The sequence below is a fragment of the Nocardioides sp. S5-5 genome (assembly GCF_054954065.1).
In genome coordinates this window covers 420,705-436,993 of record NZ_CP199913.1, presented here as the reverse complement: position 1 = coordinate 436,993, position 16,289 = coordinate 420,705, and the positions used below count along the sequence as shown (strand labels likewise).

The 16,289-nt window shown below is 70.9% G+C and carries 13 protein-coding genes and 1 pseudogene; 4 read left to right on the top strand and 10 right to left on the bottom strand.

Translation table 11 applies throughout. The annotated features are described in order from the left end of the window. Positions 1-139 precede the first annotated feature (139 nt). The gene (locus ACUP6Y_RS01995) at positions 140-1,057 is read left to right on the top strand and encodes a LysR family transcriptional regulator (protein WP_462553929.1); all 918 of its coding nucleotides are present in this window, start codon (positions 140-142) and stop codon (positions 1,055-1,057) included. 10 nt (positions 1,058-1,067) lie between these two features. Here the strand turns inward: ACUP6Y_RS01995 and ACUP6Y_RS01990 are convergent, their stop codons facing one another. The 6 genes from ACUP6Y_RS01990 to ACUP6Y_RS01965 form a co-directional block, all read right to left on the bottom strand. Further along, positions 1,068-2,624 carry an alpha/beta hydrolase gene (locus ACUP6Y_RS01990; RefSeq protein ID WP_462553927.1) on the bottom strand — a complete coding sequence of 519 codons (1,557 nt, stop codon included), beginning with the start codon at positions 2,622-2,624 and terminating at the stop codon, positions 1,068-1,070. Positions 2,625-2,650: 26 nt separating this feature from the next. Beyond that, a complete protein-coding gene (locus ACUP6Y_RS01985) occupies positions 2,651-3,802 on the bottom strand; it encodes a DNA polymerase III subunit delta' (RefSeq protein ID WP_462553926.1) in 1,152 nt (383 codons plus the stop codon). Next, positions 3,799-4,473: a dTMP kinase gene (tmk, locus tag ACUP6Y_RS01980; protein ID WP_462553925.1), complete on the bottom strand. Its 675-nt coding sequence runs from the start codon at positions 4,471-4,473 to the stop codon at positions 3,799-3,801. The genes ACUP6Y_RS01985 and tmk overlap by 4 nt, the downstream gene beginning before the upstream one ends. Positions 4,474-4,644: 171 nt before the next feature. Next, a complete protein-coding gene (gene topA, locus ACUP6Y_RS01975) occupies positions 4,645-7,353 on the bottom strand; it encodes a type I DNA topoisomerase (protein ID WP_462553924.1) in 2,709 nt (902 codons plus the stop codon). A 143-nt stretch (positions 7,354-7,496) separates the two neighbouring features. Next, entirely contained in the window at positions 7,497-8,507 is a 1,011-nt protein-coding gene (locus ACUP6Y_RS01970; RefSeq protein WP_462553923.1) for a DUF2510 domain-containing protein, read from the bottom strand. A 10-nt stretch (positions 8,508-8,517) separates the two neighbouring features. After that, positions 8,518-10,038 carry a DUF7059 domain-containing protein gene (locus tag ACUP6Y_RS01965; protein ID WP_462553922.1) on the bottom strand — a complete coding sequence of 507 codons (1,521 nt, stop codon included), beginning with the start codon at positions 10,036-10,038 and terminating at the stop codon, positions 8,518-8,520. Positions 10,039-10,280: 242 nt separating this feature from the next. Here ACUP6Y_RS01965 and ACUP6Y_RS01960 point away from each other — a divergent pair, with 242 nt between their 5' ends. Both ACUP6Y_RS01960 and ACUP6Y_RS01955 read left to right on the top strand, forming a co-directional pair. Continuing rightward, positions 10,281-10,817, top strand: a complete 537-nt coding sequence (locus tag ACUP6Y_RS01960) for a matrixin family metalloprotease (RefSeq protein WP_462553921.1) — start codon at positions 10,281-10,283, stop codon at positions 10,815-10,817. An 18-nt stretch (positions 10,818-10,835) separates the two neighbouring features. Further along, positions 10,836-11,396: a hypothetical protein gene (locus ACUP6Y_RS01955; RefSeq protein WP_462553920.1), complete on the top strand. Its 561-nt coding sequence runs from the start codon at positions 10,836-10,838 to the stop codon at positions 11,394-11,396. A gap of 95 nt (positions 11,397-11,491) precedes the next feature. On the opposite strand, the gene ACUP6Y_RS01950 is transcribed toward ACUP6Y_RS01955, so the two are convergent. Next, positions 11,492-11,926, bottom strand: a complete 435-nt coding sequence (locus tag ACUP6Y_RS01950; RefSeq protein WP_462553919.1) for a DUF6069 family protein — start codon at positions 11,924-11,926, stop codon at positions 11,492-11,494. Between the two features lie 277 nt (positions 11,927-12,203). Here ACUP6Y_RS01950 and ACUP6Y_RS01945 point away from each other — a divergent pair. Continuing rightward, positions 12,204-12,490: pseudogene (locus ACUP6Y_RS01945) on the top strand (YciI family protein). A gap of 16 nt (positions 12,491-12,506) precedes the next feature. Here the strand turns inward: ACUP6Y_RS01945 and ACUP6Y_RS01940 are convergent. From ACUP6Y_RS01940 to ACUP6Y_RS01930, 3 genes are all read right to left on the bottom strand, one after another. Next, positions 12,507-13,874 (bottom strand): Ig-like domain-containing protein, encoded by a 1,368-nt coding sequence (locus ACUP6Y_RS01940; RefSeq protein ID WP_462553918.1) that lies wholly within the window; start codon positions 13,872-13,874, stop codon positions 12,507-12,509. Positions 13,875-13,953: 79 nt separating this feature from the next. Beyond that, positions 13,954-15,390 (bottom strand): Vgb family protein, encoded by a 1,437-nt coding sequence (locus tag ACUP6Y_RS01935; protein ID WP_462553917.1) that lies wholly within the window; start codon positions 15,388-15,390, stop codon positions 13,954-13,956. Positions 15,391-15,510: 120 nt separating this feature from the next. Further along, positions 15,511-16,287 carry a M14 family zinc carboxypeptidase gene (locus tag ACUP6Y_RS01930; protein ID WP_462553916.1) on the bottom strand — a complete coding sequence of 259 codons (777 nt, stop codon included), beginning with the start codon at positions 16,285-16,287 and terminating at the stop codon, positions 15,511-15,513. Between the last annotated feature and the right edge of the window lie 2 nt (positions 16,288-16,289).

The following is a 16,289-nucleotide window of genomic DNA, read 5'->3' as shown; positions in this document are numbered from 1 at the left end:
CTTCGGACTTCGTCACCCGTCGACCGGAGCCGCCCCGCCCACCGCAACCACGACATGACTCGTCGGGCTGGGGCGAAGCCCCGTTAGGGGTAGGCTCTCTTTCCTGACACTTCCATAGGGATTCCCTAGAGGTGAACCGATGCTGTCGCTGCACCAGCTGACCTGCTTCCTGGCGACCTACGAGCACCGGTCGCTGACCCGGGCGGCGGAGGAGCTGGGCTACGCGCAGCCGTCGGTCTCGGAGCAGGTCCGGGGGTTGGAGAAGTCGCTCGGCGTGCAGCTGTTCCGGCGGGTGGGGCGGGGCGTGGTGCCGACGACGGCGGCGGACACCTTCCGGCCGCACGCGGAGAAGGTGCTGGCGGCAGCCGACGACGCGCAGCGGGCGGTGGCGAGCATCCGCTCGCTCGAGACGGGGACCATCCGGTTCGGGATGTTCGGCGTCGCGCGGCTGTACGGCGGCGCGGAACTGGTCGCCGACGTGCTGGATCGCTATCCGGGGGTGCGGGTGGAGTTGGTCGGCCGGCACTCGATGGACGTGCAGGAGAACCTGCGGCGCGGGCGGCTGGAGGCGGCGATGATCGCGGTGGCGGGCCTGTCGAGCGAGGGCATGTCGATCACGCCGATCGCGCGCGACGAGCTGGTCTACGTGTCGGCCGACCCGAGCCGGCTGACCGCACCGGTGACAGCGAAGCGCCTGGCCGAGGCGGACCTGGTGATGGCGGAGAGCACCTACCGCGACTCCGACTCGGCGCGGATCGTGCTGCGGCGGATGCTCCACGAGGCCGGCTACAACCCGGGCACCCGGATCGAGGTGGAGGACGTCGAGACCGCGATCGAGCTGGTCGGTCGCGGGCTGGCCGACACGGTGACCAACAAGGGCGCGGCCGTGCAGCTGGTGCCACGACTTGCGCCGAACGCCGGCTGGGTGTCGCTGCGCCCGCGGCTCTACGACACGATGGCGATCGTCCACCGGGCGGCGGCGACGCTGTCACCTGCCGCCCGGCTGATGATCGAGCTGGCGACCCAGCGGATCCAGGGGATCATGGAGCCCCTGTGAGGCGCCAGGCTCAGCAGGTCAGCCCGTCCGTCGGCACCGTGCCGTCGATGAGGTAGGCGTGGACGGCGTCGTCGATGCAGCTGTTGTCCTTGTTGTACGCCGTGTGCCCGTCGCCGTCGCGGCTCACCAGGACACCCGACTCGAGCTGGCCGGCCATCGCCACCGCCTCGGCGTACGGCGTGGCGGGGTCGCGCGTCGTACCCAACACCACGATCGGGGCAGCGCCGGAGCCGTCGATCTTCAGGTCCGGCTCGTCGGTCGAGGTGAACGGGATGCCGTCGCAGGCGGTGAGGCCCCAGGCGAAGACGTCGCCGAACGTGGGCGAGGCCTTCTCGAAGTCGGGGACGTTGTCGGGGACCTCGTCGGCGGTGATCGACCAGGGGTCGTCGAGGCAGTTGATCACGGAGATCGCCTCGAGGCTGTTGTCGGTGTAGGCGCCGTTCTCGCGTGAGCCGTAGAAGTCGGAGAGCTGCAGCAGCGTCGAGCCGTCGCCGTCGAGCGCCTGCTGGAGTCCGTCGTCGAGGTAGGGCCAGTTGTCCTTGCTGTAGAGCGGCAGGATCAGGCCGTAGAACGCGAGCCCGACAGTGAGCTCGCGCCCCTCGGGGTCCTTGGTCTTCAACGGCGTGGCGTCGATGCCGGCCAGCAGGTCCTTGATCGTCTTGAGGCCGGCCTCGACGGTGTCGCCGAGGAAGCAGCCGCCCTCCTCGACGCAGCTCTGCAGGTAGGAGCGCAGCGCGGTCTCGAATCCCTTGGCCTGGCTGAGCGCGCCGTCGCGCGCCGACAGGGACGGGTCGACGGCACCGTCGAGGACCATCCGGCCGACCTTGTCGGGGAACAGCTCGGCGTAGGTCGCACCGAGGCGGGTCCCGTAGGAGAAGCCGAAGTAGTCCAGCTGGTCCTCGCCGAGCGCGGCACGCAGCACGTCCATGTCGCGGGCCGCCTCGACGGTGCTGACGTGGCCGCCGACGGCTCCGGAGCGGGCCTGGCAGCCGGACCAGAACTCCTCGGAGTTCTCCTTCGCGGTCTCGACCTCCTCAGGAGTGTCCGGGTCGGGGTCGGCCGCGACGTAGGCGTCGAGGGCATCGTCGCTCAGGCAGTCGACAGGGGCGGAGTCGCCGGTGCCGCGGGGGTCGAACCCGACGATGTCGTACGACGCCCGCAGCGTGTCGGCGAAGTAGAAGTCGGCGTCCTTGGCGGTGTCGGTGCCGGGGGCGCCGGGGCCGCCCGGGTTGACGACGAGGGAGCCGATCCGGTCGCCGGTGGCCCGGGTGCGCTCGACGGCCAGCTTGATCGAGCCGTCGCCGGGGCTCTGGTAGTCGATCGGGACGTCGAGGGTGCCGCACTCGTCCTGGTCACAGCGGGTCCAGGTGATCTGCTGGCTGTAGAAGTCCTCGAGGCTGCGCCCGTCGGGTCCCTCGGTGGAGGCGGCGTCGGAGGCCTTGTCGTCGCCCGCGGCCTTGCCGTCGGAGTCGTCGCCCTTGAGCAGGACGATGCCGACACCGACCGCGCCGGCGAGCACCAGCGCCCACACGGTGACGACGGCGACGATCAGGGTCCGCTTGCTCACACTCAGCTCCTCGGGATCGGCTCAGGTCACCGCTGCGGCGCCTGCAGTGCCACCATCATCGACTCCAGGGCCAAGGCCACCGGCACGTTGAACTCCAGCATCTGCTCCCGGGCGGCGAAGATCCACCCGATCCGGCGCAGGTTGAGCTCGGGCGTGGCGCCGTCCACGATCGCCTGGACCTGGTCGCGGATCTCCTCGTTGACCAACGCGCCGGGCGCGCCGCTGGCGAGCGCGATCGCGTCGCGGTAGACCGACATCAGGTCGGTCAGGCCGCGGTCGACGACGTCGAGATGTCGCCGCTTGGCGCGGGTGCGCTGGCCCTTCTCGAGCGCGGCGAGGGCCGGACCGTACTCGCGCGGTCGCCGCCCCCGCTCGACCACGCCGTACGCCGCGTCGAGGTCGACCTTCTCCCGCGCGTCGAGCTCGGCGGTGATCGCGTCGGCCTCGTCCTTCGCGGTCGACGCGAGCCGGGTGGCGGCGTCCATGCAGCGACCCAGCGAGGTCAGCCGAGCCGGCATCGCGACCACCTCCTGGCGCCGGGTCCGCACCGCCTCGTCGAACGCCAGCGCCCGGGCCCGGCCGATGTGGCCCTGGCTCGCCCGGGCGGCGTACGACGCCAGCGGCTCCGCCACGCCCCGCGCGACCAGGAAGCCGGCGACCTCCTCGGCCGTCGGCGTCGAGAGGGTCACCAGGCGGCAGCGGGACCGGATCGTCGGGAGCACGTCCTCGACGGTGGGCGCGCAGAGCATCCACAGGGTGCGGCCGTTGGGCTCCTCGATCGCCTTGAGCAGCGCGTTGCAGGCCTGTTCGGTGAGCCGGTCGGCGTCCTCGACGATCAGGATCTGCCAGCGGTCGCCCATCGGGCTCAGCGACGCCCGGCGGACCAGGTCACGGACCTCGTCGACGCCGATGGAGAGCTTCTCGGTGCGTACCACCGACACGTCGGCGTGGGAGCCCGCGAGCACGGTGTGGCAGTCGTGGCACCCGTCGGGGCAGTCGGGGCCGGCGCCGCCCTGGCGACACTGCAGGGCCGCCGCGAACGCGATCGCCGCGTTGGACCGCCCCGAGCCCGGCGGGCCGGTGAACAGCCAGGCGTGGGTCATGCCCTGCCCCGCGACCGCCTGTTCGAGGGCGGTGATGACGTGGCGCTGCCCGACCAGGGTGTCCCAGACGGTCATGACCCGCTCCTCGTCGCCTGCACGAGCAGCGGCTCGACCCGGCTCGCGACCTCGGCGGCGATCTCCTCGATCGGTGCTCGCGCGTCGATGACCGCGTAGTGCTCCGGGTTGCGGGCGGCCAGGTCGAGGAAGGACTGCCGCACCCGCTGGTGGAACTCCAGTCCCTCCCCCTCGATCCGATCGCGTCCCTCGAAGCGCGCCAGGCCGGCTGCCGGCTCCAGGTCGAGGACGACGGTCAGGTGGGGCCGCAGGTCGCCGGTCGCCCAGCGCGAGACGTCCTCGAGCTCGTCGCGGTCCAGCGCCCGTCCGGCCCCCTGGTAGGCGAGGGTCGAGTCGACGTAGCGGTCGGTGACGACCACCTCACCGCGGGCCAGCGCCGGGCGGACCAGGGTCTCGACGTGCTCGGACTTGTCGGCGAGGTAGAGCAGGAACTCGGTCTTGTGGGCCAGCTCCCCGGTCTCGGGGCTGAGCACGATCCGGCGCATCTCCTGGCCGACCGGGGTGTCGCCCGGCTCGTGGGTGAGGCGTACCACGTAGCCCGCCTCGGTCAGCCGGTCGTGGAGCAGTCGCGACTGGGTGGACTTGCCGCCGCCCTCGCCGCCCTCGAAGCAGACGAAGACGCCGGTGTCGGCGTACTGGCCGGGCCAGCGCTGGTTCGGGCGGGTCGTCACGGAAGCAACCTAGACGACGCCCCCGACGCGCGCCGTCCGGAGGTCGAGGAGGTTGCCCCGGCCACCGTCACGAGACCACCCGAGAAGGTGCTGGGACTGCCCGGGACAGTTCCAGCAGCACCTCGCCGCGTGTCGTGACGGTCGCTACGCGACCTCCTCGACGTCCGGCGGTCACTTCTTCTTGGCCGCCTTCTTCGCAGCGGTCGTCTTGGCCGGAGCCTTCTTGGCCGGAGCCTTCTTGGCCGCCGTCTTCTTCGCGGCGGTCTTCGTCGCCCCGCGCTTGGCGGCCTTCTTGGCCGGACCCTTCGCCCGGCGCTCGGCGAGCAGCTCGGCGGCCCGCTCGGTGGTGATCGCCTCGACCGAGTCCTCCTTGCGCAAGGTGGCGTTGTACTCACCGTCGGTGACGTACTCGCCGAACCGCCCGGCCTTCACCACGATCGGCTGTCCCGACACCGGGTCGTTGCCGAGCTCCTTGAGCGGCGGGGCCGCGGCGGCGCGGCCGCGCTGCTTGGGCTGGCTGTAGATCTTGAGCGCCTCGTCGAGGGTGATCCCGAAGATCTGGTCCTCGCTGGTGAGGGAGCGGGAGTCGGTGCCCTTCTTGAGGTACGGGCCGTAGCGGCCGTTCTGGGCGGTGATCTCCTCGCCGTCCTCACCCACGCCGACGACGCGCGGCAGCGACAGCAGCTTGACCGCGTCGTCGAGCGTGACGGTGTCGAGGGACATCGACTTGAACAGCGAGCCGGTCCGGGGCTTGGCGCTCTTGGGCGCGTCCTCGGGCAGCACCTCGGTGACGTAGGGCCCGAACCGGCCGTTCTTCGCCACGACCTGCAGGCCGGTCTCCGGGTCGACGCCGAGGTCGATCTCCTCGCCCGCGGGGTTGGCGAGCAGCTCCTTGGCCTTCTCGAGCGTCAGCTCGTCGGGCGGCAGGTCGTCGGGGACGTTCGCCCGCTTGCCCGCCGGGGCGCCGTCGTCTCCCGGACCCTCGAGATAGGGCCCGTACTTGCCGACCCGCAGGTCGATTCCGTCCTCCGGCTCACCCACCGGGAAGGTCGCCAGGGCCTTGGCGTCGATGTCGCCGAGGTCGTCGACGAGCCGCTTGAGGCCGGCGAGGGTGTCGGAGCCGTAGTAGAACTCGGTCAGCTCGGCGACCCGGCTCTTGTCGCCGCGGGCGATGTCGTCGAGGACGTCCTCCATGCCGGCGGTGAACTGGTAGTCGATCAGCCGGGTGAAGTGCTCGGTCAGCAGCCGGACCACGGAGAACGCGATCCACGCCGGCACCAGCGCGGTGCCCTTCTTGTAGACGTAGCCGCGGTTGAGGATGGTCCCGATGATCGAGGCGTACGTCGAGGGCCGGCCGATCTGTCGGTCCTCGAGCTCCTTGATCAGCGTGGCCTCGGTGTAGCGGGCCGGTGGCTTGGTCTCGTGGCCGTTGGCCGACAGCGAGGCGGCGGAGACGGGGTCGCCCTCGGCCAGGTTGGGCAGCCGGGTCTCCTGGTCGTCCTTCGCCGCGTTGTCGTCGGTGCCCTCGACGTAGGCCTTGAGGAAGCCGTGGAAGGTGATCACGCGGCCGGAGGCGGAGAACACGACGTCCTCGCCCGAGGACGCCGCGCCACCGAGGCGGATCGTGACGGACTGGCCGACGGCGTCCTTCATCTGCGAGGCGACGGTGCGCATCCAGATCAGCTCGTAGAGCCGGAACTGGTCGCCGGTCAGCCCGGTCTGCGCCGGGGTGCGGAACGAGTCGCCCGCGGGCCGGATCGCCTCGTGCGCCTCCTGGGCGTTCTTGACCTTGCTGGTGTAGGTGCGCGGGGCGTCGGGGACGTACTCGGCGCCGTACAGCTCCTGGACCTGCGAGCGCGCCGCGCCGATGGCGCTGCCCGACAGCGTGGTGCTGTCGGTACGCATGTAGGTGATGAAGCCGTTCTCGTAGAGCCGCTGCGCGACGCTCATCGTCACCGAGGCGCTCATGCCGAGCTTGCGGCTGGCCTCCTGCTGGAGCGTGGTGGTGCGGAAGGGCGGGTACGGCGAGCGGCGGTACGGCTTGGCCTCGACCGAGCGGACGTCGTACGCCGTGTCGGCCAGCGCCGCGACCAGGTCCTGGGCCTGTCGCTGGTCGAGGTGGACGACGTCGGCGCGGGCCTTGAGCCGGCCGTCCTGTCCGAAGTTGGAGCCGGACGCCACACGAGTGCCGTCGACACTGTGGATCTTGGCCGGGAACATCCGCTGGTCGTGCTTGCTGCCGGCGTCGAAGGTGCCCTCGAGGTCCCAGTAGGAGGCGACCTTGAAGGCCATCCGCTCCTTCTCGCGGTCGACCACGAGCCGGGTCGCGACCGACTGCACGCGGCCCGCGGACAGGCCGGACATGACCTTGCGCCACAGCACCGGCGAGACCTCGTAGCCGTAGAGGCGGTCGAGGAGCCGGCGGGTCTCCTGGGCCTCCACGAGGTCCATGTCGAGCTCACGCGGGTTGGCGGCGGCCTCCTGGATGGCGGCCTTGGTGATCTCGTGGAAGACCATCCGCTTGACGGGGATGTTCTTCGGCTTCAGCTCGTCGAGGAGGTGCCACGCGATCGCCTCGCCCTCGCGGTCCTCATCGGTGGCGAGGAAGAGCTCGTCGGCGTCCTTGAGCAGGCTCTTGAGCTTGGAGATGTGGCTCTTCTTGTCGCGGGGGACGACGTAGTAGGGCTCGAAGCCGTTGTCGACGTCGATCGCGAGCCGCCCCCACGGCTTGTCCTTGATCTTCGCCGGGGTGTCGGCCGCGTTGTTGGGCAGGTCACGGATGTGGCCGATGGAGGACTCGACGACGTAGCCGTCGCCGAGGTACCCGCCGATGGTGCGGGCCTTGGCCGGCGACTCGACGATCACCAACTTGTGGGACACAGGGACCTTCTCTACTACTCGTGCGCTGCCTGATTCGGCGGTTCACGGTAGCGCGTGTTGTCCAACGAGCGTTCTCCCGGCGTCCACCGTGGTCGTCCGGCCGCCCCGGTGGTCGGGTGGCCGCGAGCGCCGGCGAGCTCGAGTCAGCCCACCTTGATCTGGTCGATGACCGCCTCGTTGGCGCTGATCAGGTCGTCGTGACCCAGCGCCGCCATGCCGATGTAGATGCCGTACGACGCCGGGTCGCCGGTGTCGACGACGATCACGTCGGTGAGGTCCCCCTCGACGGTGACCTCGGGGTCGGTGACCCGGACCTCGGCGGAGATCCGGTAGCCCGGCTTGCCGTCGACGGTGACCTTCTCGTTGACCTTGTCGGTGCGGCCGGTGAAGCCGCGGTAGACGTTGTCGCTGCCCGTCAGGCACTGCATCACGACCTCGGCGGCGGTCGCGACGTCGTCGAACCCGTTGGCCCGCGGGAGCGCACCGACGCCGGTCAGGCTGATCCACTTGTCCTCGACCTGTGTGTACTGCAGCACGAACGCGTTGGCGAACCCGAAGGAGACCTGGTCGCCGGTCGCGAGCTCGTACGCCGAGTCGCGCGGGATCGACAGGCCGCCGCCGGTCAGCTGCGCGGCGGCCGGGTCCGGGTCCTGGGCGGGCTTCGGGGAGCCGCCGGTGCATTGGATGCCGGTGGGCTTGACGGTGCTGGACGACTGGTCGGTCGGGTCCGCGGACTTCTCGCCCTGCGAGCTGTCGTCGTCGGCCTTGCGCTCGCCGTCGTCGTCACCGGTGAGGGCGCGGATGCCGAAGAAGCCGCCCACGCCGAGCAGCACCAGCGCGACCACCGCGGCGATCACGATGACGACCGTCTTGTTGCCACCGCCGCCGCCCGGAGGCGGGGTCGGGCTCCACTGCTGGGGATAGCCGTAGCCGATCGGCGGAGCAGGTGGCGCGGGCGGGGCGGGCGGCGCGGGTGGGGTCGGTGCCGCGCCGTACTGGGTCGGCGCGGCGGGCGGCGGCGTCGCCGGCGTCTCGGCCGGACGCGCGCCGCCGGAGGGTTGGGTGGTGGTCATCTGGCTCCACGCCTGACCGTCCCAGTAGCGGTAGGTGTCGGGCGCGCCCGCGGGGTCGGGGTACCAGCCTGCGTTCGTCACGGGGATCAGCCTACGAGTCGACCGGAGCCGACGGCGCCAGGAAGCCCTCGGCGACCAGCTCGGCGATCTCGGGCAGGTAGACCTCCCGCAGGCTGGCCGGGTCACGCTCCAGCAGGTGCCCGACGGCGTCGACGAGCTGACCGAGCGGCAGCTCGCCGTCGCAGGCGCCCGCGACGGCGGCGACCACCGTGTCGACCTGGCGCGCGCGCCGGAAGCCGCGCTGCTGGCGCAGCACGATCACCGCCGGGTCCTCGGCACCGACCGGCCCGCTGGTCTCCTGGACGACGTCCTCGCGGATCACCAGCCGGGTGTCGGCGTCCAGCGCGCCCGCGGCCCGCGCCGAGTCGGCCCAGGCGGCGATCGCGGGCGCGATCGGCTGCTCGACGTCGTAGGGCCACTCCAGCAGGTCGCGGGTCAGCGCCCCGGCGGCAGCGCCCTCGCGGCGGCGCAGGTTGACCCAGCCGAACCCGATCCCGCCGACGCCCTGCTCCTCGAGCCAGGACAGCCAGGTGTCGTAGCGGTGGGCGTACGACGCGGGGTCGCCGCCCGTGGCCGGGTGGTGGCCGGCGTCCTTGAGCCAGAGCTCGACGTACGACGCCGGGTCGAGCACCTCGCGCTGCACCACCAGCGCGTCGCACTCGTCGGGCAGCCAGGTCCCGAGTCGCTCGTCCCACGGCCGGTCGCGCTCGATCACCCAGTTGGCGAGGACCTGGCACCAGCCGCCGTCGGTGAGGTGGTCGGGCGCGGTGCGGACGATGTGCTCGACGACCTGGTCGCCGGGCAGCCCGGAGTCGCGGTAGACCAGCCGCTCACCGGTCGCCGGCGAGATCACGAACGGGGGGTTGGTGGCGATCAGGTCGAACCGCTCCCCCGCCACCGGCGCGAAGAACGACCCGTCTCGCACGTCGACCTTGTCGTCCACGTCGTTGAGCGCCGCGTTGAAGCGCGCGAGCGCGAGCGCCCGCTGGTTGACGTCGGTCGCCACCACCCGGTCGCTGTGGGTGGCCAGGTGCAGCGCCTGCACGCCGCAGCCGGTACCGAGGTCGAGCGCGCTGCCGACGTCGTGGCGCAAGGTCAGCTGGGCCAGGCTGGACGAGGCCGGGCTGATCCCGAGAACGTAGTCGCCGGTCACCTTCGTGGGGATCCCGTCGAGCCCCGGCGTCAGGTCGCTGACCACCCACAAGTCACCCTCCTCGGAGGCGTACGGCCGCACGTCGAGCCGCGCCGCCACCTCCCCCACGCTCTGCGCCAGCGCGCCCGCGTTCGCCAGCTTGTCGACCAGCCCGGGCAACGCCCGCTCCGCGTCCTCGACCGACACCGCGGTCTGGAGCAGGAACAGCCGCACCAGCGTCGCCAGCTGGCCCCCATCTGCCGTACCGCCGTCCGTCGTACGGCGACGGCCGGGCGTGGTCTCGTTGCGCGACAGCGCCTGGTGGGCCTGCGGGCCGAGCAGCTCACTGACCGCGTCGTAGGTGAAGTCGGCGGCGAGCAGGGCTTCGCGCAGCGGGGCGGCGAGGGAGATCGGCAGCACGGGACAACGCTACGGCGCCGCCGGACCGGACCGCGCGGTACCCGACCCGCCGGCGCCTGCGGGAGCGCAACCGGCAACGCCAAGGCATCGAGTCCTGCTCCTCTTTGTCACCGGGATGACAACGAGGACGGGATCGCAGCCACACCGCGACCTTGTCGCTTGACGGACGTGGCGGACGCAGCCAACGTCGCCATCATGACGCAGACGTCGACAGAGCACGTCCCACAGCTGAAGGAATCGTGATGCGACACACCATCTGCGCCACAGTGGCATCCGCGATGCTCTCGGCGGCTGTTGCCGTCGTTGTACAACAGGCACCCGCCGACGCATGGGTGAGCGCGAACTGCAAGAAGAGCAACAAGAACACTCACTACGACATCTCCGGCTCCTACGCCGCTGCGTCGCAGAAGGCGGTCGACGCCTGGGACGCTACGTCGACGCCTCTGAAGTTCACCACCGCCGGCACGACAGAAATGTTCGTCACCAGCAGCAACTTCGGTGCCAGCGGATATGACGGGATTACCTACACATGGTGTGGAACCGGAGTCCAGACTCAAGCGTCCTACAGTTACTACAACACCTACTACGCCGCCGGGTACAGCGCGGCCGCACGGAAGTCCGTGATGGTCCACGAGATCGGGCATGCGCTTGGTCTCGACCACGCTGGCGCAAACGGCTGCCAGATGCCGATCATGTACGCCACGAGCGCACGCTACTTCAGCTGTGGGTACACCGAGCCGCGGCCCGACGACGTCGTCGGCATCAACGCGATCTACTAGGAACCCGGGAGAAGCGCGATGACCTCGATATCGAAACTCGCGACGGCCGCAGCCGTCCTTGCGCTCACTGTCTCGGCATGCGCCAACCAGACGGAGCACGCCGCAGCGCCCCGGCTAGACAGTGAGCAGGTGGGAGTCAGCAGGACGAGCCTCTACGACTCGTTGGAAGCCTTGGCGAAGGATGTGCCAGTGGTAGCGCACGTTCGCGTCGGAGACGATGCGAACGAGGCCCCCGCCGACGAGGCCGGCGAGAGCGTCGTCCGGGCAACGACCGTGACAGTCACGGTCATCCGGGCGATCAAGGGAACGATCCCCGACGCTGTGCCGGTACGCCTGGTGACCTCGTCGAACGGCGAGTCCGAGATCCCGGCACCACTGATCGCAGGTGCCGAGTACGTCTTGTTCCTCCAGCCCTTCGAGTGGAGACCCGGTGAGGTCACAGGCGTGTGGACGGTTCCGGGCGGAGCGGGTATCTACCACGTCGACGGCCAGGGTGTTCTCACGAACACGTCGCGTGGTCCAGATGAGTTGCCCCCGGTGATCGATTCGCTGGGAACTCTCACGCGAAGCATCTCCTGATCGTCACTGTCCCAATGCCATCGACCTCACCTCACCGCAACAGACAGTCGTGGGGATGGGGCCCGTTCCCGGCCTCCGGGCGCCCAGACCCACTCTCAGGCGGCGACGCGAGCCAGCCGGCCCGCGAGGACCGGGATCACGATCGCCGCCGCGACGACGTGCAGCGCCATCAGGCTGAACGCCGAGGCCGGGTCGAAGCCGAAGGTCGCGTCCGGCACGAGCGAGAGCACGGTGAGCGCGACCGTCGTGCGGACGAAGGTCGAGCGCGGGCGCCGGGCCCGGCGCGCCAGGACGGCGGCCAGGCCCACGCCGACCAGAGCGAAGAAGAGGGTCAGCTGGGTGAAGCCGAGGACCGGGATCGACACGCCGCTCTGGTCGGCGAACGAGACGCCGGCGGCCGAGGCGAGCGCGGCGAGGGCGCTGGTGGCGACAGCCGCGGCGGCCGCGGCGGCGACGCCGTGCTTCCAGACGGTACGACGCGCCGGGGTGCCGGTGACGGTGGTGACGGGGATCTGCGTGGTGGTGGACATCTGCTGCTCCTGAGTGTCGGCGGCGGGCCCGGTGGCCTGCCTGTGCCCACACCACGAACGCGGGCGCCGTCGTACGACAGCCGGCCGAGGAATTCGTCGATCGAGATCTCCGGGGTGGCGGCTGTCGGATCCGTGTGGTGGCGTTCGTGGTGAGGACGGGAGGCGGTCATCGGGACCGCCCGCAACGAGGAGCGACGACATGACGACGTACCTGATGTCCGTACAGGGGCCCACCGAGGTGACCGACGAGTTCTACGGCTACGGGTCGAAGGAGGAGATGGAGCAGTCCTTCGCCGAGACCGGTGCCTTCAACGAGCAGCTGAAGGCCGACGGCTACTGGGTCTTCGCCGGCGGCCTGGCCCCGCGTCGACCGCCACCGTGGTCGACGGGCAGGGCGAGACGCCGGTGATGACCGACGGCCCCTACCTCGAGACCAAGGAGGCGATCGGCGGGTTCTGGGTGATCGAGGTGCCCGACCTCGACGTGGCCCTGCGGCTGGCGGTGGAGGCGTCGCGGGCGTGCCGCGGCAAGATCGAGGTCCGCCCGTTCGACGGGCTCGCCTGACCGCGGCGCCGCGGCGCTACCGTCGTACGGTGACCTTCGCCTTGCCGCCCGCGGGACTGGCCGCCGAGTCGCCGGCGTAGCTCACGACCAGCTTGTGCTTGCCGGCCTTGAGCTTCTTGAGACGGACGACGACCGTGCCACCGGCGAGGGTGCCGGTGCCGACGACCTTGCCCTTCTCGGTGACCGTCACGGTGCCGGTCGCGCCGCGGGCGGAGGTGACGGTCACCTTCAGCCTGCCTCGCTTGCCGACGCGCAGCTTGCCCTTCGCCTTCGCCTTCACCGTCGCGCTCGCCTTGATCGCGGTGATCGTGCCGCCGAGCGAGCTGCTGCCCGACAGCCCGCCCGGCGCGACGCCGCCCGTGCTGCCCAGCCCACCGGGCTCGGTGGTGGCGCCGGTCCCGGAGGACCCGAGCGTGAAGGACTGCCACGCGCCGAAGACGGTGGCGCCGCTGGTCGGCCGGAAGTAGCCGCGCCAGTAGTAGGTCGCCCCGGGCGTGAGCGCCGGGAAGGCGGACTCGTCCCAGGTCGTCCACATCGAGGCGCCGGTGGTGTCGGTGCAGTAGGAGCCGCAGGGCAGCTCGAGCTGCCAGCCGGTCGACTGGTTCGGGCTCAACTGCACCCCGAGGTACCCGCCGACGTGGTTGGTGATCGCGTTGAACGTCGAGTAGAAGCCGTACCGGCTGGTCGCACCGTCCGGACCAGTCGCCGCGTTGATCGTCGACGGCGTGTCGTAGAGGACCTGCGGCCCGGAAGGCGGCTGGCTGCCCCCGTTGAAGACGTAGAGGGACGCGAGCAGGTTGAGGGTGGGGCTGTTGTTCCCGTCCGCGGTCCTGACCGCGATCAGCATGTCGGCGCCCGTGACGGCGTGCGAAGCCTTCACCGGGAACTGGAACTCCCAGTGATGGCCCTGCGCCACGCCCCACAGTCCCGAGTCCTGGTTGTTGGAGTAGGTCCCCGCCGACATGTGGTCCCAGCCGGGGCAGTTGCCCTGTGGGGCGGAGCCGCCCTGGCCGTCGTACCCGCACCGGATCTGCTGGCTGGTGTCGAAGGTGACGCCGTCCGGCAGGTAGATCGTCGGGTAGAAGTAGGTACCTCCCGAGCACGGCATGCCCATGCCGTAGAACGCGAAGTGGATCCAGAACGTCTGCCCGGCCGCCGGGACCCCGCTGTCCGGGTCGGCCCAGTAGCCGGCGTACGCGCCCGCACCCTTCTCGAGGTACGGCGTGCCCTGGATGAGCGAGGGACAGTTCGTGATCGTCGAGTACCGGATGGCGCCGTCGTACCACTTGCCGGGGTCGTCCGCCGACGCCGGGGCAGGACGAAGCAGGCCGGTCCCGAGGAGGAGAGCGACGAGGACAGCGAGATAGCGCAGGGTTCTGGTCACCCTGTCATTGCGCCAGCCGCCGCGGGCCGCCGCGTCAGGGTCCGACCCCAATGTTGGGGCCGGACCCTGACCTGGTCGGTCAGCGGGTGAGCTTGGCCTTCTTCTTGCTCTGCGCGCCGGTGGCGGCGCTCAGCACGACCTTGACCTTGACCGACCTGCTGCGCTGGAGCGCCTTGCGGCCGGCCTTGGTGAGCTTGACGCTCACCTTGGCGCTGCTGTTGACGGGCACGGCGTAGGCACCCTTGGCCACCTTGGCCTTGCCGGCCTTGATCACTACCGTGCCCGAGCAGGCGAGCAGGCCGTTGCCGCAGGAGATCGTGAGCTTCGCCCTCTTGCGCTTCTTGTCCGCCTTGACCTTCTTCTTCGCTGTCGCGGGCGGTTGGGCGTGCGGGGCCAGCTGCGCGTTGGCGCCGACGTCGACGTTGGTGACCCACAGGCTCTCGCGCGGCACCCGCACGATCGCGTTGTTGGTCTCGTCGGTGAACCAGATCGCCCCGTCAGCGCCGTACGTCAGCGCGGTGGGCTCGTAGTTGCCGACCTGGACGACCGCGCCGACCCCCGCCGCGTCGACATGCCCGATACCCTTCGCCGCGCCCACGCTGGTGAACCAGACGTTGCCGTCCGCTCCGGTCACGAGACTGCGGGGCGCCGTACGGTCGCCGGTGCGGATCGTGCCGACCTGGCCGTTGTCGGCGACCCAGCCGATGTTGCCGTCGCCGGGCGAGGTGAACCAGGTCCCGGACGAGGAGCGGCCGAACCAGATCCTGCCGGTCGGGCCGGTCGCGACCGAGTAGGGATAGGTGGCATTCGCCGGGAGCGGGTACGCGACCCCACCGTTGCCCGCGGCGTTGACCTGGATCAGCTTGTCGAAGGACTGGCACCACATCAGTCCGTCGCGGCCCCGGCCGAGGGCACCGTCGCACTCGGGGGCGTTGGCGTCCCAGTTGCTGTTGTTGCCCACGATCTTGGCGATGCCGTCCTCGTCGAACGACATGGTCATCCAGGTCCCGTCGGGTCCGACGCGGACCTCCTCGCCATACGGATAGTCGTACATCCACCCGTACCCGCCGCCCGGGTTGCTCGGGTGGAAGCGAACAAGCTTCTCACCTTGGTCGAAGGCCACCCAGACGTTCCCGGCAGCATCGACGTCCAGATCCATCACCCACCCCTCGCCGTCGATGGCCGGGAGGTTGAACTCGTCGATGGCGCCGCCGGTGGTGATCCGGCCGACCTTGTTCTTGTCACGCTCAACGAACCACATGTCGCCGTTGGGCGCCGTCGTGATCCGCTGCAGGCCCGCAGCGCTGGTCGGCACGGGAAAGACCTGGAAGGCACCCGCCTTCGCGGCCCGACGCGGCGCCGGTCGATGCTCGACCGTCACGTGCGCCGGTTGGCCGCCGGTGTCGTCGGCCGCCGCCGCGGGGAGACCGACCCCCACCATCGAGAGCGCGGGAAGGGCGAGCACTCCGAGTGCCAGGGCCATCGCGCTGCGGGCCCGCGAACGTCGCATCGTCATGGCGCCGACCTACCCGGACCCCTGCTCGCCAAACCCTCGCCACTTCGCGAAGTCAGGCCGGATGCTCCGCCTGGATCCGTGGCCGGGCGCCGGCGCGAGCGGCACCACGGGTGCGGGCTGTCAGTGGATGCGGGCGGCGCGGAGGATGCCGCGGCCGGCGATCTCGGTGCGGTAGCGGTGGGTGGTGCGGGCGCCGTACTCGATCGTGGTGGCGGCACCGTACTCGCCGAGGGTGGAGTCGTACCAGGCGGTGAGCGTCGGGGAGTCGGTCCCGGACGGGTTGCCGACACCGAGGTGGCGGCGCGGGAGGTGCAGGAACCGGACCAGCCGCTTCTCCCACCTCCCGTGGCCGCCGCAACCGATCGCCCGCAGCGGCTGGTGGATCGAGGCGATCAGGTCCGGCTGGACCTGGGTGAGGAATGCGATCATCGCCTTCGTCTCGGGCTCGCTCGCCGGGCGCGGACCGCCCCAGTAGCGGGTGCCGCGGCGGGCGCCCGACCAGCCGTCGGTGGGCCAGTTGCGGTTGAGGTCGACGCCGCGGCCGTTGGTGCGGGTGCCCCGGGCGTTGCCGTCGGGGTTCATCGTCGGCACCACCCAGACCCCGGTGCCCGGCCGCGGGTGGACGTGGTCGCGGATCCAGCGGGCGGTGGCGATGCCGTCCTTCTCGTCGCCGTGCATCTGCCCGAGGACGAGCAGCACCCGCGGCGCGCCCTCCTCGCCCCGGTAGAACGCGCGGATCGGGCGGCCCCGGGCCGAGGTCCCGATCACGACCGACTTCTCGACGTACGACGCCGCGGTCGCCGCCTCGGACGCCGCCGCGATCGGGGCGGAGACGACGACGGCCGCGCCGGCGACGACCACGAGGGTCGCCGCCAGCGCGGCCAGGAGTCGGCGCATCC

Bases quoted from the DNA above. Each gene is read 5' to 3' on its own strand.
- ACUP6Y_RS01995 (WP_462553929.1), top strand. From the start codon at position 140: ATGCTGTCGCTGCACCAGCTGACCTGCTTCCTGGCGACCTACGAGCAC.
- ACUP6Y_RS01985 (WP_462553926.1), bottom strand. From the start codon at position 3,802: ATGACCGTCTGGGACACCCTGGTCGGGCAGCGCCACGTCATCACCGCC.
- ACUP6Y_RS01960 (WP_462553921.1), top strand. From the start codon at position 10,281: ATGCGACACACCATCTGCGCCACAGTGGCATCCGCGATGCTCTCGGCG.
- ACUP6Y_RS01955 (WP_462553920.1), top strand. From the start codon at position 10,836: ATGACCTCGATATCGAAACTCGCGACGGCCGCAGCCGTCCTTGCGCTC.
- ACUP6Y_RS01950 (WP_462553919.1), bottom strand. From the start codon at position 11,926: ATGTCCACCACCACGCAGATCCCCGTCACCACCGTCACCGGCACCCCG.
- ACUP6Y_RS01935 (WP_462553917.1), bottom strand. From the start codon at position 15,390: ATGACGATGCGACGTTCGCGGGCCCGCAGCGCGATGGCCCTGGCACTC.
- ACUP6Y_RS01930 (WP_462553916.1), bottom strand. From the start codon at position 16,287: ATGCGCCGACTCCTGGCCGCGCTGGCGGCGACCCTCGTGGTCGTCGCC.